This window comes from Actinosynnema sp. NPDC050801 (genome assembly GCF_040673975.1).
In the GTDB taxonomy this organism is placed as follows: Bacteria; Actinomycetota; Actinomycetes; order Mycobacteriales; family Pseudonocardiaceae; genus Actinosynnema.
Window position 1 is genome coordinate 127,311 of record NZ_JBFAQZ010000013.1, and the last position, 26,225, is coordinate 153,535.

General features: G+C 71.1%; 20 protein-coding genes. 7 read left to right on the forward strand and 13 right to left on the reverse strand.

Going from position 1 to position 26,225, the window contains the following annotated elements; all coding sequences use genetic code 11:
- Nucleotides 1-110 precede the first annotated feature (110 nt).
- Nucleotides 111-383 (reverse strand): hypothetical protein, encoded by a 273-nt coding sequence (locus AB0K14_RS26805; protein ID WP_360455874.1) that lies wholly within the window; start codon nt 381-383, stop codon nt 111-113.
- A 286-nt stretch (nt 384-669) separates the two neighbouring features.
- Between AB0K14_RS26805 and AB0K14_RS26810 the strand changes: the two genes are divergently transcribed.
- From AB0K14_RS26810 to AB0K14_RS26830, 5 genes are all read left to right on the forward strand, one after another.
- Nucleotides 670-4,059 (forward strand): N,N-dimethylformamidase beta subunit family domain-containing protein, encoded by a 3,390-nt coding sequence (locus tag AB0K14_RS26810; protein WP_360455877.1) that lies wholly within the window; start codon nt 670-672, stop codon nt 4,057-4,059.
- A 288-nt stretch (nt 4,060-4,347) separates the two neighbouring features.
- Nucleotides 4,348-4,719, forward strand: coding sequence for an STAS domain-containing protein (locus AB0K14_RS26815; protein ID WP_360455879.1), 372 nt, complete (start codon nt 4,348-4,350; stop codon nt 4,717-4,719).
- A 130-nt stretch (nt 4,720-4,849) separates the two neighbouring features.
- Nucleotides 4,850-5,494, forward strand: a complete 645-nt coding sequence (locus tag AB0K14_RS26820) for a hypothetical protein (protein WP_360455882.1) — start codon at nt 4,850-4,852, stop codon at nt 5,492-5,494.
- 353 nt (nt 5,495-5,847) lie between these two features.
- A complete protein-coding gene (locus AB0K14_RS26825) occupies nt 5,848-6,840 on the forward strand; it encodes a phosphotransferase (RefSeq protein ID WP_364339034.1) in 993 nt (330 codons plus the stop codon).
- A gap of 267 nt (nt 6,841-7,107) precedes the next feature.
- Nucleotides 7,108-8,655, forward strand: a complete 1,548-nt coding sequence (locus AB0K14_RS26830) for a S8 family peptidase (protein ID WP_360455888.1) — start codon at nt 7,108-7,110, stop codon at nt 8,653-8,655.
- 116 nt (nt 8,656-8,771) lie between these two features.
- On the opposite strand, the gene AB0K14_RS26835 is transcribed toward AB0K14_RS26830, so the two are convergent.
- On the reverse strand, nt 8,772-10,589 hold the full coding sequence (locus AB0K14_RS26835; protein ID WP_360455908.1) for an ABC transporter ATP-binding protein: 1,818 nt from the start codon (nt 10,587-10,589) through the stop codon (nt 8,772-8,774).
- Nucleotides 10,590-10,704: 115 nt separating this feature from the next.
- Entirely contained in the window at nt 10,705-12,438 is a 1,734-nt protein-coding gene (locus AB0K14_RS26840; protein WP_360455891.1) for an ABC transporter ATP-binding protein, read from the reverse strand.
- A gap of 97 nt (nt 12,439-12,535) precedes the next feature.
- On the opposite strand from AB0K14_RS26840, the gene AB0K14_RS26845 reads away from it, so the two are divergent.
- Nucleotides 12,536-13,156 carry a TetR/AcrR family transcriptional regulator gene (locus AB0K14_RS26845; RefSeq protein WP_360455894.1) on the forward strand — a complete coding sequence of 207 codons (621 nt, stop codon included), beginning with the start codon at nt 12,536-12,538 and terminating at the stop codon, nt 13,154-13,156.
- A 15-nt stretch (nt 13,157-13,171) separates the two neighbouring features.
- Here AB0K14_RS26845 and AB0K14_RS26850 read toward each other — a convergent pair whose 3' ends face one another.
- From AB0K14_RS26850 to AB0K14_RS26865, 4 genes are all read right to left on the reverse strand, one after another.
- A complete protein-coding gene (locus AB0K14_RS26850; RefSeq protein ID WP_360455897.1) occupies nt 13,172-14,056 on the reverse strand; it encodes a virginiamycin B lyase in 885 nt (294 codons plus the stop codon).
- 219 nt (nt 14,057-14,275) lie between these two features.
- On the reverse strand, nt 14,276-15,700 hold the full coding sequence (locus AB0K14_RS26855; protein WP_360455900.1) for a protein kinase: 1,425 nt from the start codon (nt 15,698-15,700) through the stop codon (nt 14,276-14,278).
- Nucleotides 15,701-16,022: 322 nt separating this feature from the next.
- Nucleotides 16,023-17,036 (reverse strand): hypothetical protein, encoded by a 1,014-nt coding sequence (locus AB0K14_RS26860; RefSeq protein ID WP_360455903.1) that lies wholly within the window; start codon nt 17,034-17,036, stop codon nt 16,023-16,025.
- A 100-nt stretch (nt 17,037-17,136) separates the two neighbouring features.
- Nucleotides 17,137-18,132: a hypothetical protein gene (locus tag AB0K14_RS26865; protein ID WP_360466756.1), complete on the reverse strand. Its 996-nt coding sequence runs from the start codon at nt 18,130-18,132 to the stop codon at nt 17,137-17,139.
- 118 nt (nt 18,133-18,250) lie between these two features.
- On the opposite strand from AB0K14_RS26865, the gene AB0K14_RS26870 reads away from it, so the two are divergent.
- Nucleotides 18,251-19,405: an epoxide hydrolase family protein gene (locus tag AB0K14_RS26870; protein ID WP_360466753.1), complete on the forward strand. Its 1,155-nt coding sequence runs from the start codon at nt 18,251-18,253 to the stop codon at nt 19,403-19,405.
- Nucleotides 19,406-19,444: 39 nt separating this feature from the next.
- On the opposite strand, the gene AB0K14_RS26875 is transcribed toward AB0K14_RS26870, so the two are convergent.
- The 6 genes from AB0K14_RS26875 to AB0K14_RS26900 all read right to left on the reverse strand — a co-directional run bounded on the left by AB0K14_RS26875 (nt 19,445) and on the right by AB0K14_RS26900 (nt 26,196).
- On the reverse strand, nt 19,445-19,969 hold the full coding sequence (locus tag AB0K14_RS26875; RefSeq protein ID WP_360466750.1) for a molybdenum cofactor biosysynthesis protein: 525 nt from the start codon (nt 19,967-19,969) through the stop codon (nt 19,445-19,447).
- Nucleotides 19,948-20,451: a peptide-methionine (S)-S-oxide reductase MsrA gene (msrA, locus tag AB0K14_RS26880; RefSeq protein WP_360466747.1), complete on the reverse strand. Its 504-nt coding sequence runs from the start codon at nt 20,449-20,451 to the stop codon at nt 19,948-19,950. The genes AB0K14_RS26875 and msrA overlap by 22 nt, the downstream gene beginning before the upstream one ends.
- A 157-nt stretch (nt 20,452-20,608) precedes the next feature.
- Entirely contained in the window at nt 20,609-22,300 is a 1,692-nt protein-coding gene (locus AB0K14_RS26885; protein ID WP_360460258.1) for a cellulose binding domain-containing protein, read from the reverse strand.
- A 158-nt stretch (nt 22,301-22,458) separates the two neighbouring features.
- Nucleotides 22,459-24,603 carry a hypothetical protein gene (locus tag AB0K14_RS26890; protein WP_360460256.1) on the reverse strand — a complete coding sequence of 715 codons (2,145 nt, stop codon included), beginning with the start codon at nt 24,601-24,603 and terminating at the stop codon, nt 22,459-22,461.
- The gene (locus AB0K14_RS26895; RefSeq protein ID WP_360460254.1) at nt 24,566-25,354 is read right to left on the reverse strand and encodes a protein phosphatase 2C domain-containing protein; all 789 of its coding nucleotides are present in this window, start codon (nt 25,352-25,354) and stop codon (nt 24,566-24,568) included. Before AB0K14_RS26895 ends, AB0K14_RS26890 begins: the two co-directional genes overlap by 38 nt.
- Before the next feature lie 8 nt (nt 25,355-25,362).
- A complete protein-coding gene (locus tag AB0K14_RS26900; protein ID WP_360460252.1) occupies nt 25,363-26,196 on the reverse strand; it encodes a vWA domain-containing protein in 834 nt (277 codons plus the stop codon).
- Nucleotides 26,197-26,225: the final 29 nt, after the last annotated feature.

Sequence of the window (26,225 nt, forward strand, 5' to 3'; positions counted from 1 at the left end):
CGCCGGCGTCTGGTCCCGAGGTGGGTGTCGCGACGGGCGAGGACAACACTGTTGGCCGCGGCCGGGGATCCCGCGGTCCACGCCGTGCTGGTGGGTTCGCGGCGGTCGGGTCAGTGGCTCGCCGGGGCGTGGTGGATGTAGACGATGGAACCGGCCGTGAGCCGGACGGGGCGTGCGGCCCGGGCTCCCCGCGGGCGCAGTGCTCGCAGACCACCCGGCAGGGGCCGCCGCACGTCGCGCGATCCTCGCCTCGGACGACCGGTCAGGGTGACCCGGCAGGTGGCGGTGCGGGTGTCGCGGTTGTAGCGGATCTCCAGTCGGAGGGCTTCGAACAGGGCGCGGGCCAGTTCCTCGGGTAGCTGGTCGACGCCGATGATCATCACGGGGACGAGTCGATCAAGTCGGGGTTGGGTGCGGCCAGTATGCGCTGCTCGACTTGATCGGTCGTGAGGTCGTTGCAAGACGGCGGCCTCCAGCGCCTTCAGGCTGGTTTGCGTGTCGCCCGTCGCCGCGGCGGCACGCGCAAGCAGGGCGTTCACCCAAGCGCGACGCCGCGGGCTGGACGAACTGCTCTCACGATCGGTCCGACTCGGCTTTGGCCACGTATAGTCACACCTTCGGCACGTTCGGTCATCGCGGTCGCGTTCGGTGTTCGAGAGGTGGACCATCATGGTGTCCCGGCGGGTTCGCTCGCCCCTGCGTGCCGTCAGACGGCTGCTGGGGATCTTCGTGGCAGGCGCGATGTTCGCGTCCACAGCGGTCGCGATCGGCGGCGTGGTCTTCCCCGGCGTGGCGTCGGCGGCACCGTGTGACCCGCCGGTGGTGAACAAGGTGGCCTGCGAGAACACCAAACTGGGCGCGGACGGCTGGCAGGTGCCGTTGCGGGACAATTCGATCCTGGGCTTCACGACGGACATCAGCGCGACGCCGGGCGGCCGGGTCGACTTCAAGGTGCTGACCAACGCGTCGTCGTACCGGATCGACATCTACCGGCTGGGCTGGTACGCGGGCAAGGGCGCTCGCTTGGTGGGGTCGGTGTCGCGCGACACGGCGCAGAGCCAGCCGCCGTGCCTGCGCGGCACGGACGGCAGCGCGTTGATCGACTGCGGCAACTGGGCGGTGTCGGTGAGCTGGAACGTCCCGGCGGACGCCGTGTCGGGCATCTACTACGCGCGGGTCGAACGCTTCGACACCGGCGCGTTGAACGAGATCGCGTTCGTCCTCCGCGACGACACCAGCACCTCGGACGTCTTGTTGCAGACCTCGGACGCGACCTGGGTGGCCTACAACCGGTACGGCGGCAACAGCCTGTACTTCGGCGACGGCCCCGGAGCGGGCGGTCAGGCCTACAAGGTCAGCTACAACCGCCCGTACACCGGCGGTGACGGCGACGAGAACTTCGTCTTCAACGCCGAGTACCCGATGCTGCGGTTCCTGGAGGCCAACGGTTACGACGTCAGCTACACGACCGACGCGGACTCCGCCCGGCGCGGGCACCTGATCAGGAACCACAAGGTGTTCATGGCCGTCGGCCACGACGAGTACTGGTCGAACGAGCAGCGGGCGAACGTGGAAGCCGCTCGGGACGCGGGCGTGCACATGGCCTTCATGACCGGCAACGAGATCTTCTGGAAGCACCGCTGGGAGAAGTCGATCGACTCCTCCCGGGCCGACTGGCGCACCATCGCCTCCTACAAGGAGACCAAGGGCACCCAGAACGACGGGGTGAACGACTGGACCGGCACCTGGCGTGATCCGCGCTACAGCCCGCCGCAGGACGGTGGCCGACCGGAGAACGCGCTGCTGGGCAACATCTTCACCGTCAGCGGCCGCCGCAGCGATTCGCTCCAGGTTCCCGCCGCCTACGGCAGGATGCGGCTGTGGCGGCACACGTCCTTGCAGGACATGGCGGCGAACACCACGTACACCTTCCAGCCCGGCACACTGGGCTATGAGTGGAACACCGTGCCGGACAACGGCTTCCAGCCGGCAGGCGTGGCGCAGCTGAGTCGAACCTCGGTGTACCTCGACGGTTACTACGTGCTGAAGAACCACGGTGACCAGTACGGTTCGGGCACCGAGACCCACGCCCTGACCTACTACCGGCACCCGAGCGGATCGTTGGTGTTCGGCGCGGGCACCGTGCAGTGGGCCTGGGGGTTGGACGACGACCACGCGTTCCGGACCAACACGCCCACCTCGGACGTGCGGATGAGACAGGCCACGGTCAACCTCCTCGCGGACATGGGAGTGCAGCCCTCCACCCTGCAGTCCGGGCTCACCCGCGCCACCGCGTCGAGTGACACGGTGGCTCCGACGGTCACCTTCACCAACGTGCCCCCGATCTCCGCCGTGGGTGCGCCCTACACGTTCTCCGGAACGGTGACCGACACCGGCGGTCAGGTTGCGGGGGTCGAGGTGTCGATCGACGGCGGCGTCCGCTGGCACCCGGCGGTGTGGCAGGCCGGGCAGACGTCGTGGAGCTACACCTACACACCGGCAGCGTCCGGCACGGCGCAACTCAGCGTGCGAGCGGTCGACGACTCGGTCAACCTGTCCGGCCTGGTCACGGCCTCGCCTGCCGTGGCCGCACGCACGTGTCCTTGCGGCATGTGGACCGACACCGACACGCCGAAGGTCGCCGACATGCCCAACGGTGGCGCACTGGAACTCGGCGTGAAGTGGCGGGCGAACACCGACGGGTACGTGCGGGGTGTGCGGTTCTACAAGGGTGCGGGCAACACCGGTACCCACACCGGCACGCTGTGGACGTCGACCGGTCAGCAGCTGGCGACCGGCACGTTCACAAACGAGACGACCAGCGGGTGGCAGACGTTGACCTTCCCGGTTGCGGTGCCGGTCACGGCCGGCACGACGTACGTGGTGTCGTACCTCTCGCCGACCGGGTGGTACTCGGCGGACATCGAGTACTTCAGCCGTGGATCGAGGTACCTGGAGCCGTTGACCGGTTTGCGGACCGGGGTGGACGGGGTGAACGGGGTGTACCGGTTCGGCCCGGGCTTCCCCGATCGCGGGTCCCAGGACAGCAACTACTGGGTCGACGTGCTCTGGGCGCCGGATCCCGGCCCGGACACCCGTGCTCCGGGACTGGTGGGCACCGACCCCATCAGCGGGGCCGGTTCGGTGGCCCTCACGCCGACCTTCCGCGCCACGTACGACGAGGCGGTGGACCCGGGCTCGGTCCAGGTCGGCTTGTCCGGCCCGGGCGGGACGGTCGGGGGAGCGACCTCGGTTTCGCCGGACGGCACGACCGTGTCCTTCACGCCTTCGCAGCCGCTGTCACCGGGGACGGGCTACGCGGTGTCGGTGCGTGTCGCCGACGCCGCCGGCAACCAGGCGCCGCAGTGGACATGGGCGTTCACCACCGGCTCGCAGCGATCAGCCGCCTGCCCCTGCACGATCTGGGACGACTTCGCCACCCCGGCCACTCCGGGCACGGACGACGGCAGTCCGGTCGAGTTGGGCACGAAGGCGCGTTTCACCGGCGAGGGTGAAGTCCTCGGTGTGCGCTTCTACAAAGGTCCGGGCAACACCGGCACCCACACCGGCTCGCTGTGGTCGTCCACCGGGCTGCTGCTCGCCACCGGCACGTTCGGCAACGAGACCTCGTCCGGATGGCAGACGCTGACGTTCGCCTCGCCGGTCGTCGTGCAGGCGAACACCACCTACATCGTCTCCTACTACGCGCCGAACGGCGGCTACGCGGTGAGCGGCGGCTACTTCCAAGGGCAGGGCGCGAGCTACGGGGCCATCCGCGCGCCGGCCAACGGCACCGACGGACCCAACGGCCTCTACCGGTACGGCGCCGGCGGCGGGTTCCCGACCTCGTCGTACAACGCGTCCAACTACTGGGTCGACGTGGTCTACCGCAGCGGCCTCAACGGCGACACGACTCCGCCGACCGTGGTCGGTTACACGCCCGGCGCGAACGCCGCGGGAGCCGGTTCGACCGCGCCACTGCCGTCGACCTCTGCGCCGAACGGGCCACCCCATTCGTATGTCCGGTCGGTCAACCCGCGATCCGGCGGTGACCCATGAGGTGACCGTCGCCACGACTGGGTCATTGAGGAAGTCCTGCTGCGGGTCGCTGACCAGGATCGCCGAGAGCTGCGTGAACCTGGCGCCCGCACACCTACTTGGAGTACCACGCGCGTGGCGCGTGATCACGGACAGGTGAGGATCGCCGACCCCCTTCCGGATGCCGCAGGCAAGACGGTGGTGGGCCGGTCCGATCACGAAGGTTTGCCGAGCGACGAATCAGGGAACGGGTACGGAGCCGGCGACCGCCGGTGATCGATCTGCGGGTGGACTGCCGTGAGGGGCGGAATGAGTCTGCATATTGCCGGTGACGATGTGGTCGTGTCGTTCAAGGCGCCGGGATCGGCCCCGGTGCTCGTCGTGCGAGGCTGTGTTGATACCGGAACTGCTCGGGTGCTGCGGGAACACCTGGACCTCGTGCCGGGAGGCCCCGGTGGCGTGGTCGTCGACCTGAGCGATGTGTCCTTCTTCTCGGCGGCCGGCGCCGCGGCGCTGGCGTCGGCGAGCCACCGGCTCCGGCTGCACGTGGTCGTGACGCCGTTGGTCCGGCAAGTCCTGCACGCGGCGGGGGTGGCCGACTTCCTCGACCTGCACGACTTCCCGGCGGCGGCCGAGGAGGCGGCGACGTCCTCGCCGGCTCCGCTGCTGCTGGTCGGCTGAGCGATCCCGTCCGGCCGCGCCACCCGGTGCGGCCGGACGGGGTACGCCTTGACCCGGATGGGCCTGCGCCGACCCTCCAACTGCGGAGGCGCCGCACTGATCTTGACGGAATGTGATCAACAGGGGCCGTGTGAGTGACGGTCAGTCACGCCCTGTCGGGCCTTATCCGAACGGCAGCCGGCTGGATAGGTTGAGCGAGTTCGTTGCCGCACAAGGGAAAGGTTCGTCCGTGTCGTTTCCCGGAAGTCGCTACCTGCCATCAGTCGGGCTGGAAATTCCCTGCAGTTGCCACGCGGCCGACACGCCGTTGCGCGTGGAGGGTTTCGGGTTGGTCACCCTGGATTTCAAGGGAGGTATCAAGGTCAGGGTCGAGGGGAACATCAGTGCGGGGCTCGGTGGTGTCCGGCTGAAGGTGATCGGCCACGAGGTGAGTGCCGACTCCCCGGTCTTCGGCAAGGTCACGATCTCCCAGGCCGACGTCGACGTCACCCCGTTGAGCCTGCTGGAGACCATCGGGAGCAACCCGCCGGTGTACCGGCAGACGATGTTCCTCGACTTCACGATCACCGTGGAGAAGCCGCCGGCCGGTGACGGGCCGCTGGTGCTGTCGAACACCAAGACCGCGGCGCTGGTGAGCCCGAGGTTGACCAACTTCCCGCCGCAGGGTGATGTGTACCAACTGCAGGAGCCGGTCGACCTGGCGCCGGTCGGCTCTCCGGACCAGGTCGTCGCGCAGCTGCAGCAGTTCCCGGTCACCGTCTCGCACAACCCCTGAGCGCATCACTGGGTGAGTTGACACCAGGCCGTTCCCGCCGGAGTCGGTGGATCGGGTGACCGCGGAGACCGGGCGGGAAGGGCAGCGTGATCGGCTACCGTCGCCGCGGGTGGGCGCGGCCATTGGCGGAGTCGAAGACCGGTGGTTCGTGGGGTGGTGCTGGCGGCCGACAGCACCACCTCCGACGTACCGGACACGCCGGAGAACGCAGGGCGGTTCGGACGCCCGCGCAGCGCCCGTTCCGTGGCGCGGGGTGATGGTGGATCGAGTACACAATGGACGATCCGGCACGTCCCGGACAGGGCGGCTAATTCGGTTGTCGCTGGGGTTTCGGGCGGGTTGGATGACCGGACATGAACCCGGCACAGGCGGCCGAGCGGCTCGGGTTGGGGCAGTTGCTGGATGCCCCGCTGCTGCTCAAGGACGACGAGCAGAGCCCGGTGTGGAAGGCCGTGACCGACTCCGGCTCGTGGGTGGTGAAGATCGCCCAGCCCTGGGGTGACTTCTGGCTGGCCATGGCCGCCCAGGCGGGGGCGCTGGAAGCCGCCGCGTGGGAGATCGGTGTCGCGATGCCCGAGCCGCGATCGACGACTCTGGGAGAAGCGGGGCTGTGGCGACCGATCGGGGACGGTGCCTACGCCCGTGCGGTGCGCTTCGTGGAGGGCGCGCATCCGATCGCGCCGACGTCGGAACCGTTGGGGGCCTGGGCCGGTGGGCTCGTCGCCGACCTTGCACGGTGCGCGGTTCCCGCCGACCCGACCGTCGATGGCGACTACCGGTCGAACTCCCCGGAAGAGTGGGAGGAGTGGTTCGCCCAGGCCGAACGCCTCGCGGTCCTCAGTGCCGAGCACGTCCGCATCTTGAAGCTGTCGGTGGAGCAGGCCGAGGCCATGGTCGAGGATCAGCAGGAGTTGTGGCGATCCAAGTTGGTCATGCACCGCGACATCCGGCACCAGAACGTTCTGACCGGCTCCGACGGACTCGTGCTGCTGGACTTCGATGCCGCCGGGGCGCAGGATCCGTGGTGGGAGCTGGTCTTCACCGCTTTCGGTCTCGCCGGCTTCGGCCGTCGGTCGGAAGTGCCCGAGCGCCGCATCGTCGAAGCGTGCCTCTCCGGGTACGTCGCCGCGGGAGGAGCAGTCGGGGCGGTCGACGAGTCGGCGTTCACCGGGATGTTCACCGGACGCGTCGGAACGGCGGCTTGGCAGCTGTGGATGGCCTGCGGCCACCGGGGCGGGAGTCCGGAGTACCAGGCCGGCTTCGCCCGGACGCTCAGGGAGTCGGTGGGGGCGATGGCCGTGATGCTCAAGGCCATGCCGACCTGGGCCACTTGGCTCAAGGCGTGAGCGGGCAACGCCGGACAAGGCGCTGCCAACAGATGAGGCTTCGGTGAGTTCGACGAAGCCTCATGCAGCTGAAGTCACCCTCCACCGCGCGACATCCGCCTGCGCCACGTCATCCGCGTCGGCGGTCTAGGCCGTCCGCACCGGGTTCCGTTACACCGCAAGGCCCTTCCGCACCTCCCGGCCTTCGGGCTGCCGCACCGGTCTGGCCCGCGACCGCGACCGACGTGTCACTCTCGGTGGCCGGATCTCAACCCTGCGGAGGTTTCGATGAAGCGCAAGAGTGTTGTGGTGAACGGGGTGTTGGGCGCGCTGGCGCTCACCACCGGTCTCCTGGTCGGTGCGCCACCGGCGGGTGCGGCGGACGGCGACATCAAGCTCGCCGCCGCCGGCACGGCCGTGCCGGGGCACTACGTGGTGGTGCTGAAGGACGACGTGACCGCCCAGGCGGCCGAACTCACCGCCAGGCACGGCGGCACGGTCACGACGACGTGGCGGCACGCGTTGCGCGGCTTCGCCGTCAGCGCCAGTGAACGGGAGGCGAGAAGACTCGCCGCGGACCCCGCCGTGCGATCGGTCAGCGAGGACGGCCTGGTCCAGGCGGTCGACACGCAGCCGAACCCGCCGTCGTGGGGGTTGGACCGCATCGACCAGCGCGACCTGCCGCTGAACTCGTCCTACAGCTACGACACGACCGCGTCGAACGTGCGCGCGTACATCCTCGACACCGGCATCCGGACCACCCACTCGACGTTCGGCGGTCGGGCGTCGTGGGGCTACGACGCCGTGGACGGCACCAACACCGACTGCAACGGCCACGGCACGCACGTGGCGGGCACCGTCGGCGGCAGCGACTACGGCGTCGCCAAGGGCGTGCGGCTGGTCGCGGTCCGGGTGCTCAACTGCGCGGGCTCCGGCACGTTCGCCCAGGTGATCAGCGGCGTCGAGTGGGTGACCGCGAACGCCGTCAAGCCCGCGGTCGCGAACATGAGCCTCGGCGCCGCGGCCTCTGCGGCCACCGCTCCGCTGGAGACGGCCGTGCGCGGCTCCATCGCCTCCGGCGTCACGTACGCCTTGGCGTCCGGCAACTCGAACTCCGACGCGTGCGGGTTCAGCCCGGCGCTGGTGCGCGAGGCGATCACGGTCAACGCCTCGACCAACACCGACGCGCGGGCGTCGTTCTCCAACTTCGGCACGTGCAGCGACATCTTCGCGCCCGGTCAGAACATCACGTCGTCGTGGCACACCGGCGACGCCGCCACCAACACCATCAGCGGCACCTCCATGGCCGCACCGCACGTGGCGGGCGCGGCGGCGCTGTACCTGGCCACGCACACCGGTGACGCCCCGGCGACCGTGCAGGCCGCGCTCGTCAACGCCTCGACCCCGAACAAGATCACCAACCCCGGCGCGGGTTCGCCGAACCGGCTGCTCTTCACCGGCGCCACGAACGGTGGCCCGTCGACCGTCGCGGCGGTCCGCTACTACGGCCGGGGCGACCACCTCACGTCGGTCACCGGCGCCCCGTCCGGCTACGTGCTGGAGAGTGGCCTGGGCCGGCTGCTGACCACCCAGGCGCCGGGCACGCACCCGCTGTACCGCTGCGTGATCGGTTGGGACAACTTCACCTCCTACGACTCGAACTGCGAGGGCCAGTCCCGCGTCGGCCTGCTCGGCTACGCCCACGACGGCGCGGTCGCGGGCAGCCACCCGATCTACCGCTGCCTGGTGCGCGGCAGCGGTGACCACATGGAGTCCTACGACCCGAACTGCGAGGGCCAGATCACCGAGGGCAACCTGGGCTACTTCCTCGACTGAGCGCAGCACCACCCACCGGTAACACGAACAGCCGGTAGCACCACCAGCCGGTAGCACGACCAGTCGGTGCAACGCCGACCTCGGCGGCGGCCCGGACGGGCCGCCGCCGAGGCGGGTCAGACCGCGGCCGCGAACTGGGCCGCGTAGAGCCGGTGGTAGGCGCCCTCGGCGGCCATCAGCTCGTCGTGGCTGCCCTGTTCCACGATCCGGCCGGACTCCATCACCAGGATCACGTCGGCGTCGCGGATGGTCGACAGGCGGTGCGCGATGACGAAGCTCGTCCGCGACGACCGCAGGGCCGCCATGGCGTGCTGCACCAACGACTCCGTGCGGGTGTCCACGGAGCTGGTCGCCTCGTCCAGGATCAGCAGCGAGGGGTTGGCCAGGAACGCCCGCGCGATGGTCAGCAGCTGCTTCTCACCGGCGCTGACGTTCGTCGCCTCCTCGTTGATGACGGTGTCGTACCCGTCCGGCAGCGTCCGCACGAACCGGTCCACGTAGGTGGCCCGGGCCGCGGCGATGATCTCCTCCTCGGACGCCGAGGAGTTGCCGTAGGCGATGTTGTCCCGGATCGTGCCGCCGAACAGCCAGGTGTCCTGGAGCACCATGCCGGTCTGCGCGCGCAGGTCCTCCCGCTTCAGCGCGGTGATGTCCACGCCGTCCAACGTGATGCGGCCCGCGTCCAGCTCGTAGAACCGCATGATCAGGTTCACCAGCGTGGTCTTGCCCGCGCCGGTGGGACCGACGATCGCGACCGTCTGCCCCGGCTCGGCCACCAGCGACAGGTCCTCGATCAGCGGCTGCTCGGGCCGGTAGGAGAAGCTCACGTGCTCGAACTCCACCCGGCCGCGGCGCTCGGCGGGCAACGACGCCTCCGCCGGGTCCGGCTCCTGCTCCTCGGCGTCGAGCAGTTCGAACACCCGCTCGGCCGAGGCGACACCGGACTGCATGAGGTTCGCCATCGACGCCACCTGGGTCAGCGGCTGGGTGAACTGGCGCGAGTAGTGGATGAACGCCTGCACCTCGCCCAGGGTCATCGACCCCGACGTGATGCGCAGGCCGCCGACCACCGCGACCGCGACGTAGCTGACGTTCGACAGGAACATCATCATCGGCATGATCAGCCCGGACACGAACTGCGCGCCCATCGCGGAGCCGAGCAGCTCGTCGTTGCGGCGCTTGAACTCCTGCTCCGACTCGCGCCGGCGGCCGAAGACCTTCACCAGCTGGTGGCCGGTGAACGCCTCCTCGATGTGGGCGTTCAAGGCGCCGGTGTGCTTCCACTGCGCCACGAACAACGCCTGCGACCGCTTGCGGATCCGCCCGGTCGCCACCACCGAGATCGGGATCAGCAGCAACGCGATCAACGTCAGCAACGGCGAGATGGTCAGCATCATCACCAGCACGCCGATGACGGTCAGCAACGACGTGAGCAGCTGGCTCAGCGTCTGCTGCAACGTGGTCGACACGTTGTCGATGTCGTTGGTGACGCGGGACAGCAGCTCGCCGCGCGGCTGGCCGTCGAAGTACCGCAGGGGCAGCCGGTGGATCTTGTCCTCGACGTCGGAGCGCAGCCGGAGCACGAAGCGCTGCACCACGTTGTTCAGCACGCGGCCCTGCCACCAGGCGAACAGCGACGAGATGAGGTACAGGGCCATGACCCAGATGAGCACCGTGGCGAGCGCGGTGAAGTCGATGCCCGCGCCGGGTGTGCCGCGCATCCGGCCCAGGACGCCCTCGAAGATGATGTCGGTGGCGTAGCCCAGGATCTTGGGGCCGGCCACGGCGAAGGCCACGCTGATGACGCCGAGCGCGACCACGACCAGCAGCGCGACCCGTTCGGTCCGCATCCGCTGGACGAGTCGCCGGGCGGACGGGCCGAAGTTCTCCGCCTTGCCCATCGGCATCCCCATGCCGGGCAGGCCGCCGCCCATCCGAGGGGGTGGGGCGGACCGGGTGGTGGTGGGCGCGCTCATGCCGCCTCCTCGCTGACGTTCGTCGGCGCGAGATCGCGGCGCGCCGTGTCGGACGATTCGTTCGCGAGCTCGCTCATGCTGCCTGCTCCGAGGTCAGCTGCGACTCCACGATCTCCACGTACGTGGGGCAGGAGTCCAGCAGTTCGTGGTGGGTGCCGATGCCGACGACGTTGCCGTCGTCCAGCACCACGATCCGGTCGGCGTCCAGGATCGTGGACACGCGCTGCGCGACGATCACGACGACGGCGTCGCGCGTGTGCGGCCGCAGTGCCGCGCGGAGCCGGGCGTCGGTGGACAGGTCGAGCGCCGAGAACGCGTCGTCGAACAGGTAGATGTCCGGTTTGCGCACCAACGCCCGGGCGATGGAGAGCCGTTGCCGCTGGCCGCCGGAGACGTTCGTGCCGCCCTGGGCGATCTCGGCGTCGAGCCCGCCCGGCATGTCGGCCACGAAGTCGCGCGCCTGCGCGATCTCCAACGCCTCCCACAGCTCCTCGTCGGTGGCGTCGGGCTTGCCGTAGCGCAGGTTGGACGCGACCGTGCCGGTGAACAGGTACGGCCGCTGCGGCACCAGCCCGATCCGCGAGCACAGGGCGTCGATGTCGATCTCGCGGACGTCGGTGCCGTTGACGAGGACACCGCCGCCGGTCACGTCGATCAGTCGCGGCACGAGGTTGAGCAGGGTCGTCTTGCCGGTGCCCGTGCTGCCGATGATCGCGGTGCGCTGCCCGGCCTCGGCCCGGAAGCCGATGTCGCGCAGCACCGGTTCGTCCGCGCCGGGGTAGCGGAACTCCGCGCCGCGGAACTCCACCGAGGCCTGCCGGGGCAGGTCGAGCAGCGGCGCGGTGGGCGGCTGCACCGAGGACTCGGTGTCCAGCACCTCGTTGATCCGCTCGGCGCTCACGGAGGCGCGCGGGATCATCATCGAGATGAACGTGGCGAACATGACCGCCATCAGGATCTGCATCAGGTAGCTCAGGAACGCGGTCAGCGCGCCGATCTGCATCTCGCCGGTGTCCACGCGGTACGCGCCGAACCACAGGACGGCCACGCTGGAGGCGTTGAGCAGCAGCATCACCACCGGGAAGATCAACGCCTGGAGCCGGCCGACCCGCAGCGCCGTGTCCGTGAGCGCCTCGTTGACGTCGGCGAAGCGCCGGGTCTCCGCGCGTTCCCGCACGAACGCCCGCACCACGCGGATGCCGGACAGCTGCTCGCGCAGCACCCGGTTGACCTCGTCGATGCGCTCCTGCATGAGCCGGAACTGCGGGACCATGCGGACGACGATGAGGCCGATCGAGATGGCCAGCGCGGGTATACAGACCACGAGCAGCCACGACAGGCCGACGTCCTCGCGCAGCGCCATCACGATGCCCGCCACGCACATGATCGGCGCGTTGACCAGCATCGTGCAGCCCATCACGACCAGCAGTTGGACCTGCTGCACGTCGTTGGTGGTGCGGGTGATCAGCGACGACGGCCCGAGCGTGGCGACCTCGCGCGCGGAGAACTCGCCGACGCGGTGGAACACGGCCGCGCGGACGTCGCGGCCGAAGCTCATCGCGACGCGGGCGCTGTAGTAGACCGCGCCGACCGACGACAGGATCTGGATGACCGACACGACGACCATCCAGCCGCCGGTGGACAGGATGTAACCGGTGTCGCCCGCGGCGATGCCGAAGTCGATGATGTCGGCGTTGAGGCTCGGCAGGTACAGCGAGGCGATGGTGCCGATCAGCTGGAGCACGAGCACGGCCGTCAGCTCACGTCTGTACGGCCGCAGGTGGGTGATCAGCAAGCGGCTCAGCAACGATGCTCCCCCAGAAGAAACGGATCGTGTCTACCATGCAAGGTAGACCCGCACGATAAGAAACGCAAAGTATCTAAAGGCTGGGTAAAGGGGCAGGGTGACCGGGACCAAGTCACGCCGGCGAGGCGCGGAGCTGGAGCACGCCATCCTCGACGCGGCCTGGGACGAGCTGCGCGACGTCGGCTACGCCCGGCTCACCATAGAGGCTGTGGCCGCACGGGCGGGAACCAGTAAACCCGTCATCTACCGCCGCTGGGCCGGTCGGGCGGAGCTGGTGCTCGCTGCGTGGTTCCGCAACATCCCGGTGGAACCGGACGTGCCCGACACCGGCTCGCTGGACGGCGACCTGCGCGTCCTGTTCTCCCGGATCGCCCGCCGCGCCGACTCGATGATGAACGAGATGGTCGCCGGCGTCATGGGGGAGGCCTTCCGCCACCCCGAGGTCGCGGCCCTGCTCACCGAACGCCTGGCGCACCCGGCGCCGCTGACCGACGCCGTGGAGGCGATCGTCGGCAAGGCCGCGGCCCGCGCCGAGCTGCCCCCGGTCGAGCTGCCCGACCGGGTGAAGCGCCTGCCGCTGGACCTGGTCCGCAACGAGTCCATGACCTTCTGCGGCGGCCCGTTGACCGACGAGACCGTGGCGTCGCTGGTGGACGACGTCTACCTGCCGCTGCTGCACGGCCTGGCCGGCCTCCAGCAGGACGCGGGCACGGCCTGAGCGGCGCCCGGACCGTCAGCCGCGGGTGATCCTGGCCAGGGCGCCGGTCTCCAGCGCGACCCACAGCGCGCCGTCCGGCCCGACGGCGATGCCGTGCGGCTCCGCGTGCGACGCGGGCAGCGCGTGCGACTCGACGGAGCCGTCGGCGGTGACCACCCCGATCCGGTTGGCGCCCCACTCGGTGAACCAGTGGTCGCCGCGGTCGTCGGCGACGATCGCGTGGGGCCGGGCGGCGCGGTCGGCGAGCGGGAACTCGGTGACCTCCCCGTCGACGGTCACCCGGCCGACCTGACCCGCCGCGATCTCGACGAACCAGACGGCGTCGTCCGCGCCGGCGCAGATCCCGACCGGTCCGGCCGCCTCCGTGGGCAGCCGGTGGACGGTGACGGTGCCGTCGGCGTCGATCCGGCCGATCGCGCCCGTCTGGTTGAGGGTGAACCACATCGCGCCGTCCGGACCGGCGGTGATCGCCGACGGGAACGCGCCGGCCAGCGGCAGCGGGAACTCGGTGATCTCACCGCTCGTGGTGATCCGGCCGATGCGGTCGGCGTTGATCTCGGTGAACCACATCGCGCCGTCGTGCCCCACGGCCAGCCCGTACGGACCGCACTCGGGCGTGGGCGGCGTGAACCCGGTGATCTCGCCGTCGGTGGTGATCCGGCCGATGCGGTGCGCCTGGAACTCGGTGAACCAGAGCGCGCCGTCCGGGCCGGCGACGATGACGGTGGGCCCGCAGCCGGGGTCGAGCCGGTGGCTCGTCGGCTGCCCGCCGGGTACCAGCCGGCCGATCCGGGAGGCCCCGACCAGGGTGTACCACAACGCGCCGTCCGGGCCGGTGGTGATCCCGTACGGGCCGCTCGTGCGATCGGCGACGACGTGGGTCTCGATGGTGAGTCGCATGGTGGAGGTGTTCGTCTCCCGGTGCGCGGCGGTCCCGGGCGGTGGGATCCGCCGCTGTGGATTTCGTGATGGTGATCTTACGTGTGCCCATCGGCCGTCCGGGGTAGCCCAGGATGGCCGTGTGCGCGCGTTCCAACACGGTAGGTCGGCTCCGGCCGGCCGGGTCGGACTGGCGCGGAAGGTTGAGCAAACCAGCCTCCGTGCCGGTCCGACCTCCTCTCAGCCGCTCCCAGTGCAGTCGAGGTCCGGATCCGGCGTGGACGGGCCGTTGGCCGTGAAGCCGAACGTGGTCGAGCCGTCGGCGGGCAGCTTGGCGTTGTGCGCGGCGTTGGTGACGGTCATCGAGCCCTCGTCCACGGTGAGGGTGCCGTTCCACAGGTTGCTGATCGCGTGGCCGTCCGGTCGGGGCCAGGTCACGGTCCACCCGGTGAGCGGTTGCCCGCTCGCGTTGCGCACGGTCACGTGGGCCTGGTAGCCGCCGGGCCAGGAGTTGGTGATCCCGAACCGGGCGGTGCAGTCGGACCCCGGCCTGGCCGTCGCGGTGGTCGTGGTGGTCGTGGTGGTGGCCGTCGTCGTACTGGTCGGGGTGCCCGTGGTCGCGGCGGACGTGGTGTCCGAGGTCGCGGAAGCCGAGGTCGCGGACGTCGTGGTCGAGGTGGACGTGGTCGCGGTGGGCTGGGCGTTGCCGGTCGAGTCGTGGCGGGCCAGCGAGTTGCCGATCACGATTCCGCCCGCGACCAGCACCACGGCACCGGCGATGAGGGCGATCCGCCGCCACGGCACGCGGTGCGGTGCGGTCAGCGGTCGCGTGTCACCGGACCGCGCCGCGCCCGGCACCGACCGGCCCTCCACGACCGCGCCCAGCAGGGCGTGCGTCTCGGCCATCGTCGGCCGTTGCGCCGGGTCGCGCTGCAACACCCGTTCCAGCACGTCACCCAGCGGGCCGGGGAACCGCAGCGGTTGCACCTCGCCGTCGGCGACGCGGCGCAGCAGCGCGTACGGGTTGTCGGTCGTCCCGAACGGCGGGTGGCCCTCCAGCGCCGCGTACAGCGTCGCGCCCAGGGAGTAGACGTCGGAGGCGAACACCGCGTCCTGGCCCGAGGCCACCTCGGGGGCGAGGAACGCGGGCGTGCCGACGACGACCCGGGCGTCGGTCACGGTGTTCTCGCCGATCGCCCGCGCGATGCCGAAGTCGGCGATCTTCGCCGTGCCGTCCTCGGCCAGCAGGACGTTGAACGTGGAGACGTCCCGGTGCACGATCCCGGCCGCGTGCGCCGCCGCCAGCGCCGACGCCACCTGCCACCCGACGCCCGCCACCAGCTCCTCGGGCAACGGTCCGCGCTCGTCGACCAGCTCGGCCAACGTCCGCGACGGCAGGTACTCCATGACCAGGCACGGCTTGCCGTCGTGCTCCACGACGTCGTGCACGGTGACCGCGTGCGGGTGCCGCAACCGGGCCGCGACCCTTCCCTCCCGCACCATCCGCTCCACCGCGACGGGCGAGCCACCCGCCCCGAGGAGCTTGACCGCGACGGCTCGCCCCAGCCGCTCGTCGCGCGCCCGCCAGACCACCCCGGCCGCGCCGCGCCCGACCAACTCCACCAACCGATACCGCCCGGCGATGACCTCGTCCCGTTCCGACACAGCCAGAAGCTACTTGTCCGCCCGTCCACCGGGCCAGCTCCACTGATCGGGACAGGGGGCACCACAGGGGGGCACGGGGGCGTTCGACTCCCCGGCTGAACGCGCTCGTCGGCAGGTCGAGGAGCACTCGGTGCGCCGAGCCGTGCGCCGTCGACCAGTCAGCGGGGGAGCAGCGGTGGTCGACGCGGTTGAACTGGTGGTGGTGGCCGTGGTCCCTCCCGGGGATCCACGGCGTGCGGCCGGGGCCGCTCCGCGAATGCCGTCCGACCGGATCGGCGTGGTCGGTGGTCCCGGTGCGGCGACCACCGACCACGCCGACGGATCAGCTGCCCGCGATGCTGATCCGGCCCGGGTCGCCCTGCCACCCCGTGGCCTGCTCGACGTCGCCGTACGGCAGCCAGCTGCCGTCGCCGAAGCGGATCGTGTGCAGCAGCCGCTGGTCGTCGGTCGCGATCGCCAGGTGCAACGCGCCGCTCGCCGCGGTGATCGTGGCCTGGCGCACCACGCTGCCCGGATCACCGGTCTGCGACGCGACGTCGTGGAACGCGGTCCACGCGCCGTTCGACCGCCGCGCGGCGTGGTAGAGCCGGCCGTCGCCGCCGGTCACCACGGCGTGCAGCTCCGTGCCGACCTGGGTCATCACGACGGTGACGGCCCTCGTGCCGGTCGGTGGGGTGAACGGCACGTCGGGCAGTCGCTCCCACCCGCCGTCCGCGTACCGGACGAAGGACGAGAAGGCCCCTCCCAGCGGGATGTTGTTGACCAACACGTGCAGGGCGCCGCCGGAGCCCGCGATGGCGAACTCGTCGCCGTAGGTGGACTGGACCGGCACGGTCGACAGGCTCGACCACGTGCCGTCGGAACGCCGCAGCGCGTGCTGCAGGGAGCCGTCACCGGTGCGGTCCCATCCCACCCGGTGCAGCTCGCCCGCCACCCCGGCCAGGGCGAACGTGGCGGTCGTGCCGCCACCGGGAGGGGAGACCTGCGTCGCCCACGAGCCGCTGGCGCGGCGGATGACGTACCACGTCGAGGTCTGGGGACCGATCCCGTGGCTGTAGTAGGTCATCACGTGCTCTTCGCTGCCCACGATGGCCGAGGCCACCGTGTGCGGACTGTGACCGACCGGTGCGTTCGGCACGAAGTTGAACGGGTACCAGTTGCCGTCACCGCGGCGGACGGTGTGCAGCACCTCGGCCCCGTGCGCCGTCATGGCGAAGTGCACTTCCCCCGGGACGTGCAGGACTTCCGGTTCGGCCTGGGCGGGTGCGGTGGCCGTGAGTGACGCCATGGCCAGTGCCGCGATGATCGGTATTTGGAGCGTGGTTCTCCTCAACATTGCATTTCCCCCTTTTTTACGCAGCCCTGTGCGGGCGCGCGTCATTGCGTGGACCAGCGGTGCGGCGACCGGGCACGACCCCGGTCGCCGCACCGCCGGGTCAGCTGCCGGCGATGGTGAGGCCGTTCGGCGTCAGGCTCGGCGATCCGGTCGCGTCCAGCACGTCCCCGAACGGTCGCCAGCGGCCGTCGCCGGAGCGGATCGTGTGGAGGATCCGGCCTTCGCTGGTGGTGACGGCCACGTGCAGCGTTCCTCGTGCGGCGGTGATCGCGGCGCTGGTGACGGTGCCGCGCGGTACGCCCGTCTGCGACGCGATGTCGTGGAAGCCGGTCCAGGCGCCGTTCGACCGCTGCGCGGCGTGGTACAGGCGGCCGTCGCTGCCGGTCACCGCGGCGTGCAGCTCGGTACCCACCTGCGCGACCTCGACGTTGACGGCCGTCACCCCGGCCACCGGCGGGGTGAACGGGACGTCGGGCGTCTGCTCCCACGTGCCGTCGGCGTGCCGGACGTAGGACACGATGACCGTGTCACCGCCGATGCCGTCGACCAGCAGGCGCAGGTCCCCGCCGACGCCCGCGATCGCGACGTTGCTGGTCGGCGAGCTCAGGGCCGGTATCGCGACCGTCTCCGACCACGTGCCGTCGGCGTGGCGCACGTTGTGCCGCAGGGTGTCGTCGCCGCTGTTGCGCCGCACCCGGTGCAGCTCGCCCGCGACGGCCGCCACGGCCAGGTCGGTGGTGGACCCGGTGGTGTCGGGACTGCCGACCACCTCCGACCACGAACCGTCGGCGTGGCGGATCCTGTGGTGCAGCCACGGCCGGTAGGGCAGGCCGGAGTAGTCCTCGTACAGCAGGTGCTCCTCGCCGCCGACGATGGCCGACACCAGTTGGCGCTGCGAGTGGGACGTGCCCAGGTAGCCGAACCCGTACCAGTTGCCGTCGCCGCGGCGGACCGTGTGCGCCACCCCTGTCGCACCCGGGCTGCCGAAGGTGGCCAGGTGGACCTCGCCCGGCACGTGCGAGACCTCCGGCTCGGCGACGGCGGTCGCGGTCAGCGACCCCATCGCCAACGCCGCCACCACGGGTATTCCGAGCATGGTTCTTCTCAACATCGTTCCCCCCTGCCATGCACGCCGGTGTGGTGTGCATCACCACATGCCTACCACTCTTGGTGAGAAGTAACGTGCCGATTGGGAAAATCGTCAGATAGTCACGATGAGGGAGGATCGACCGGTGATCCCGTTCCACATCGCCGTACCGGACCACGAGCTGGTCGACCTGCGGCACCGGCTGCTGGGCACGCGTTGGCCGGACGAGGAGGTGGTCGCCGACTGGTCGCAGGGTGTGCCGCTCGCGTACCTGCGCGAGCTGTGCCACTACTGGGCCACCGAGTACGACTGGCGCGCCACCGAACGGCGCCTGAACGCACTTCCGCAGTACCGCGCGGAGGTCGACGGCACCGGCATCCACTTCCTGCACGTGCGCTCCCCGCACGAGCAGGCGTTGCCGCTGGTCCTCACCCACGGCTGGCCCGGCTCGGTGCTGGAGTTCGAGAAGGTCGTCCCGCTGCTGACCGAGCCCGCCGACCCGGCCGACGCCTTCCACCTGGTGATCCCGTCACTGCCCGGCTACGGCTTCAGCGACCGGCCCGCCGAACCCGGCTGGGGCGTGCGACGCATCGCCGCGGCCTGGCGGGAGCTGATGGCCCGGCTCGGCTACCGGCGCTACGGCGCGCAGGGCAGCGACTGGGGCACCAGCGTCACCACCAGCATGGGGCAGCAGGACACCGGCCAACTCGCCGGCATCCACGTGATGCCCCCGATCGCCGCACCCGACCCGGCCACGTTCGACGACCTCACCGCGGCGGAGCGGACGGCACTCGCCGACCTGCGCCACGCCCAGTCCCACGAGTCCGGCTACGCCGAGCAGATGACCACGAAGCCCCAGACGGTCGGCTACGCCCTCACCGATTCCCCCGCCGGGCTGTGCGCCTGGATCGTCGAGAAGTTCGCCTCCTGGACCGACAGCGGCGGCACACCGGAGACCGTGCTCACCCGCGACGAGATGCTCGACGACATCACCCTGTACTGGTTCACCCGCACCGCGGCCTCGTCGGCCCGGCTGTACTGGGAGAGCTTCCGCCAGGTCGGCGAGTGGTTCAGCACCGCGACCGACGACACCGTCACCGTTCCCACCGGCTGCACCGTCTTCCCCAAGGAGGTGCCACGCCCGTCCCGCCGCTGGGCCGCCCGCCGCTACACCGACATCCGCCACTGGGGTGAACCCATCCGAGGCGGCCACTTCGCCGCGTGGGAACAGCCCGCCCTGTTCGCCGAGGAGCTGCGCACCTTCTTCCGGATGGTGCGCTGACCGGCGACGGCGGCGTGATGTCCGGGTGCGCCGACGTGCTCAGGCGACCAGGGTCGCCGGGCCCAGCCGGAGCAGGCCGTCGTCCAGCGGGACGCAGCGCTTCCCGCCGCGGCCGCGGAGCGCCCGGAACGCACCCGGAGCGATCACGGCGTTCATCCACGCGCACGGGTTCGCTGGGCGGTGGGTCTCGAACCTCACCGGGCCGTCGCCGGAATCCAGGCTGAACACGTCGTGCCGGGCGAGTCGGTCCACGTCGAACCCGCGCAGCACGATGTTGCGCCGCACGACCAGCGGGCTCGGCGCGGTGGTCAGGCCGAGCCCGCCGGTGACGTCCTCCAGCGCCTCGACGGCGAAGACGGTCACGGCGGCCGTGCGGTGGGCGGGTCGGTTGAAGTAGCGGTCGCCCACCAGGCCCAGGCCCGCCCGGACCACGACGTGATCGCGCGAGACCGGCTCGGGATCGGGTCGTGGTCCGTCGCCGGGACGTCCCTCGTAGGCGTGCACGGGTGACACGTGCAGCGCCACCACCTCGACGGTGGTGCTCAACGCTCGCCGAGTTGCCATTCCGGCCGCACGTAGTGGCAGGTGTAGCCGTTGGGGAACCGCTCCAGGTAGTCCTGGTGCTCCGGCTCGGCCTCCCAGAAGTCACCCGCCTGGGTGACCTCGGTGACGACCCTGGCGGGCCACTTGCCGGACGCGTCGACGTCGGCGATCGTCGCCTCCGCCACCTGCTTCTGCCCGTCGTCGGTGTAGAAGATCGCCGAGCGGTAGCTGGTGCCGATGTCGTTGCCCTGGCGGTCGCGCGTCGTCGGGTCGTGGATCTGGAAGAAGAACTCCAGGATCTGCCGGTAGCTCAGCTGCGCCGGGTCGAAGACGATCTCGATCGCCTCGGCGTGGCCGCCGTGGTTGTAGTAGGTCGCGTTCGGCACGTCGCCGCCGGTGTAGCCGACGCGCGTGGAGACGACGCCCGGGTGGCGGCGGAACAGATCCTGCATGCCCCAGAAGCAGCCGCCCGCGAGGACGGCCTTCTCGGTCACGGTAGCCATGTGGTCGCTCCGCTCCTCGGTCCGATGGATGTGCACCAGGGTGAACGCTCCCACGCCCCGCTGTCATCCCCGGCACCGCTGTGATCCACGGCTCCGAGCCCCGGCGTGGAGGCCGCGAGCCTCCACGCCGGGTCCCCGCCCTCACAGGTCGGTGCGACTAGCCGGCCGCGCAGGTGGGTGTCATCCCCGCGCCGGTGCCGGTCGCCTGGTAGCCGAACTCGGTCGACTGGCCGGCCGCGAGGTTGCCGTTGAAGCTGACGTTGCGGAAGTTCACCGTGCCGGTGTTGCCGCTGCGGGTGGTGTTCCACGCGTTGGTCACGGTGGCGCCCGACGGCAGGGTCATGGTGACGGTCCAGCCGTTGAGCGGCGTGGAGCCGGCGGTGACCTTCACCGTGGCCACGAAGCCGCCCGTCCACTGGTTGAGCGACACCGCCGCCGTGCAGCCGCCGGGCTGCTGCGAGGTGGTCGTCGTGGAGGTCGTGGAGGTCGTGGTCGACGTGGAGGTGGACGTCGAGGTGGAAGTGGACGTGGAGGTAGAGGTGGAGGTGGAGGTGGAGGTGGAGGTGGTCGTGCTGGTGGGGCCGTCGGTCAGGGTCGGCGTGGTCCAGTCGCGCCACTGGGACAGGTTGCCGGTGGCCTTGCTGTGCATCTGCACGCCGCCGGTGAAGCTGCCGGTGTTGCGCAGGAACTTGCCGATGGCCTGCGTCAGCGGGGTGCGCCACTCGGACCGGTTGGCGCAGTGGTTGCCGTCGGAGACGTTGGAGTGGTACAGCAGGTTTCCACCCGCGCCGAGGGCCTTGTAGACCTCCGCGCCGCCCAGCGCGGCCACGCTCGCGGAACGGGGGCCGAGGTTGGCGATGTGGGGGTTGTCCATGACGAACAGGCCGCGCGGCGCGACCATGGCCACCAGGGAGTGGGTGTCGATGGGCGCGGCGTTGGGGTTGCCGGTGTAGGAGCTGAAGGCGTCGCCGAACCACGGCTGCTCGCCGTAGGCGCTGGACAGGGTCTGGCCGCCCTCGGCGTTGACGCCGCGGTAGATGGGCAGTCCGGCGGTGCCCGACTCGATCGGCATGGTGAGGGCGACGCGCTGGTCGAACACACCGGCGGCGAAGGCGCCCTTGCCGAAGCGCGAGCAGCCGGTGACGCCGATGTCGGCGCGCAGGACGTTCCCGCCGGACTGCTCCACGACGTCGATGATGCGGGACACGCCCCAGGCCCACGCCATGAGCAGGCCGGTGGAGCTGGTGTTGCCGTAGATGCTGTAGAACGCGCCCTGCTTGTTGTTGCGCGGCGTGCCCTCGCGGCCGACCGAGTAGGGGTCGAAGCTGATGGTCGCGGCGCCGGCGGCCCGGATGGTGGCGGTGTCGCCGCCGAACCCGCCGTAGACGATCACCGCCGGGAACGGACCCGTGCCCGACGGCAGCTGCACGCTCGCCGAGAAGCTGGAGCTGCGGCCGTTGTGGGAGACGTTGACCGTGATGCTGCTGCTGGAGACGGTGCCGGTGACGCTGGAGGGCTTGGCGGGCTTGTCGCCGTAGACGTGGCGCTCGGCCAGCTCCCGGATCTCGGCCCGTCGGCACCGCCAGTCGGACTTGGACGTGATCCGCTGGCCGTTGAGCTTCGTGAACGGGTCGGGCAGCCGGGAGTTGGACGGGAACGACCCCGGCGGCGACACCGCGCAGTCCGCGCCCTCGTCCTCGACCCCCGCCAGCGCCACGACACCACCGGCCGCGGCGGTCGCGGTCGTCGACCTCGCCACCGCCGTCAACGTGCCGGCCAGCGCGAGCGCGGCTATCGCGAACATGACGGCCGCCGAGCGGATCCGCGGGCGGCCCGAACTCTTGATCACCAGGGCTCTCCTTTGAGACAGGGTGGTGGAGCGGCGACGGAGCGAAAGATCACCGGTCGATGACCTAAAGTTTCGATCAATGAGTCGAAACATGTCAATGAATACCGGCACGTCGGTTCAGGTCACGGTCTCAGTTGGAGCCCGACGGCCGAAGCGGCTCAGTTCCGGCCCGTCAGGAGGAACCGGAGGTACCGGCGGTAGCTGATCGGCCGGAACGCCTCGGCCCGCGTGATGCCCTCGGCTGCGGCTTGTCGTGCGCGTTCCAGGCGCACGGCGGCTTCGGCGACCGTGCGGTCGTGGTCGACCCGGGCGCGTGCGGTGGCAGTGTTGGCGCTCTTCATCTCGTCGGCGAGGGCGACCTGGTCGGCGCGCAGCTCCGCCCGCAGCTCCACGACCTTCGCGTCGGCCTCGGCCAGCACCCGCTGGTGCTCGGCGTCCAGCGCGGCCCGCTCAACGGCGGACCGAATCTTTAGCGCCTGGTGCTCCACGGGCGTCAACGACGTCGGCCGGTCGGCCGAGGCCTCGGCGGTCAGGCGGGCGCGCCACCGGTCGATGAGCCCCGCGGCCACCTCACCGACACCGGCCGCGCTCACACCGCGGCCGTCGGCGAGGACGAAGACCGCCACCCGGTCGGGACCGTCCACCTCGTAGCGGACGCCGACGAAGTCACCGGCGGTGCGGACACCGACCGCTTCCAGGTTGGCGGTCAGCGCGGGCCCGACGCCCTCGATGCCCGCGGTCGCGAGGCGGAACCCCGCCAGCTCCGCGCGCAGGTGCGCCTTCTGCCGCCGGACCAGCAGCCGCTGCTCCTCCAGGTGCATCCGGGCCGCCGAGTACTGCCGGTCGCGCTCGATCCGGTCGAGGTGCTGCTTGACGGTCCGCTGGTGGTCTCGCAGGCGCTCGTCGTGCCGCTGCCGCAGCATCCGGCGCCGCCGGTCCTGCTCCGCCCTGGACCTCTCGGTCGCCTCGGCGATCCGCCGGGTCTCCTGGTCGACCGTGGTGGTCCGGGCGGCGGCGACCGATCGGTCGTCGACCAGCCGCTTGCGCTCGGCCCGCGCGGCGCGGGCCCGTGCGTGCTCGGGTTGGCGGCGGTAGCCGGCCGCCGTGAGCGCCGCCCACGCCAGCAGCGCCGACACGTCCGCCACCGCCACCGCCTCGTCCACGACGATCGCCGCCGGCACGCCGAACGGCAGCAGCACCACCAGCAGCCAGGTCAGCACGGCCAGGGCCGGTGCGCGCCGGCTGAACCGCACCGAGGGCGGTGGGGCGGGCCGGTGCGGCTGGAGGCGTTCGGCCACCCACGACGGCAGGGCGGTGGCGACCGCGGCCGGGGTGTCGACCACGTCCGGGACGCCGACCGGCTCCACGCCGGTGAGCGGTTCGAGCGGCGGGGGAGCGGCGCGGTGGTGCAGCAGGATGTCGTGGAAGCGCTCGGCGAGCCCGCGCAGGCGCGCGTCGGGGTGACCGGTCAGGGTGGCGAGCCGGAATGAACCCGCCGGGTCGGTGAAGTCGGACTCGGCCAGGAGCAGGTGCTCGGCGTCCTCGTCGCGCAGCTGCCGCCACAGCGCGGGATCGGTCGCCACCGCCACCAGCGACAGGTAGACCACCCAGGACGAGAACCGGTCGACCTCCGGGCCGAAGTCCGACGAGGTGCGGTCGGGCGACTGGTAGTTGCGGTGCCCCGTCTCGGCGGCGGGCAGGCCCGCGAGCGCGGGCACGTACGTGGCGTCGTAGTCGACCAGCTTCAGCGAGCCGTCGTCGGTGACCAGGAGGTTGCCGTGCTGCAGGTCTCCGTGCCCGACGCGGGCCGCGGCGAGGTCGGCGACCAGGCGCGCGAACCGGTCGGCGACCCGCCGCAGCGCCGCCGGGTCGTCGACGTGCCGGTCGACCCAGCGCAGGAGGTTGACCGCCTCCACCCACTCCATCCGCAGCACGGGGTACCAGGCGCCCTCCACGAGGATGCCCCGGTCGAGGTAGTCGAAGCCGACGGTCCAGCCGTCGGCCAAGCCCGCCAGGTGCTCGCCGATGGCGCGGTAGCGGGTCGCCTGCTCCGGTGCCTCGCGGGTGAAGCACTTGATCGCGTAACGGGTGCCGTCGGCGACGGTCACCGAGAAGACACCGGCGAAGTTGCCCGAGATCGCGCGGGGTCGGCCCAACGCGTCGACCCGCACCTCGGCCCCGGCCAGGTCGGTGCTGCGGAAGCACAGCGCGGTGTCCTGGAGCGCCTCGACGTAGGTCGCGCCGGACGGGAACGCGCGGGCGGGCTCACTCGAAGGCGACGTGAACGACGGTGACGTCGTCATTGCGCATCAACCCCTCCGCGCGGGTCGTGGTCAACCACGCCGTGAACGCGTCGAGATCACCCGAGCGCGTGAACTCGTCCAGTACGTGCCACGGTCGGTCGCCGCGTTCGGCCGCACCCAGGAACCACGCGGCGAGCGCGTCGGTGCAGAGGAAGAACCGGTCGCCCGGTTCCGCGGCGCCCGACGCCGTCCGCACGTGCCGTGCCAGCAGCGCGCCGTCCCGGTCGAACGCGTTGACCAGCCCCGGCGAGTTGTCGAACGCCGCCGCCGACTCCAGCGGGAACGCTCGCAGCAGCCGGTCGTCGCGGGTGTGGAACAGGCAGCTGTCACCCAGGGCGGCGACCTCCCACCGGGTCGCCGACGGCCCGGTGTCGAACCGCGCGGCGAGCACGGCGGCGTGCGGCCCGCGGTCCAGCTTGGGCTGCTCGTACCAGGCGATCGGGCGGCCGCCGGCCTCACGGTCGGCCACGTAGTCGGCGAGCCACCGGCGCCACGCCTCCCCGGCGCCCATCAGGGCCGCCGCGAAGCGGTCCACGTCCCGCAGCACGCGGTCGTCGTCGCGCACGGCGTCGGTGACGGTCCTGGTCAGCAGGTCGGCCCACGGGCCCGCGAGCAGGCTCTCCGACGCGCCGTCGGCGACGGCCGCGGCGAGCCACGTCCCCTCGTCGGCGGCGGGCAGGACGCGGGCGGCGTCCTCGCACTCACCCGGTGTGTGGCCGTGCTTGGGCACGCGGAGGGAGGAGGTGACCATGCCGCTGCTCAGCGCAGGTCCGTGGCACGCGTTCCGATGTCCAGGAACTGCACGAGCGAGGTGATGTCGGCGTTGTAGACGAACCCCCGGGTCAGGTCGCCCGCGGCCACGCCCTGCTGCATCGCGTAGAAGCGCATGTGCGGTGGCAGCGGGCTGGACATGCCGAACAGCGTGCGCGCGTAGGCGTCGGGCAGCGCGGTGTCGGTGTCGGGGAACGTCACCGGCACCGCGTCGGTGGCCGAGACGTGCAGGTTGAACAGCAACGCGGCGCCGTCGGCGGTCACGTGCGTCTGCACGGCCCACGCGGCTCCGGCGGGATCGCCGTCGGTGGACTCGCCGTCGGTCAGGTTGAGCACGATCGGCGGGAAGCCGTCCGGGTGCCGGACCACCCAGTCCGACACCAGCGACTCGGCCAGGGACAGCGCCCGGCACATCGGCGTCGCGCCGTGGGCGACCGGGTCGACCCAGACCGGGAACCGGGTGGTCGTCTCCACCAGCCCGCCCGCGCCGTCGGGCACCTCCTTGACCCGCTTCTCCACCCGCGCCGGCTTCTCGGCGACCTGGCTGAGCGGCACCAGCTCCCGTCCCGCGAGCGGGCCGGTGAACGCCGAGCCGACCCCGTGCCCGTAGCCGATGACGGCGACGTGGAAGTAGTCGCGGACGCCCTCCTCCTTCGCGCACTTCACGCTCAGCTCGGCGAGCAGCCGGTTGATGGCGTCGGCGACCACGTCCGACTTGCGCTGCCGCCCGCCGCCGATCGGGTTCTCCATCGACGCCGACTGGTCGACCAGGAACACGAAGCACGACGGGTTGGCGCGACTGATCTCGGCTGTGTAGGTCACGAAGGGTGTCCACCTCTCCCACGGGACGG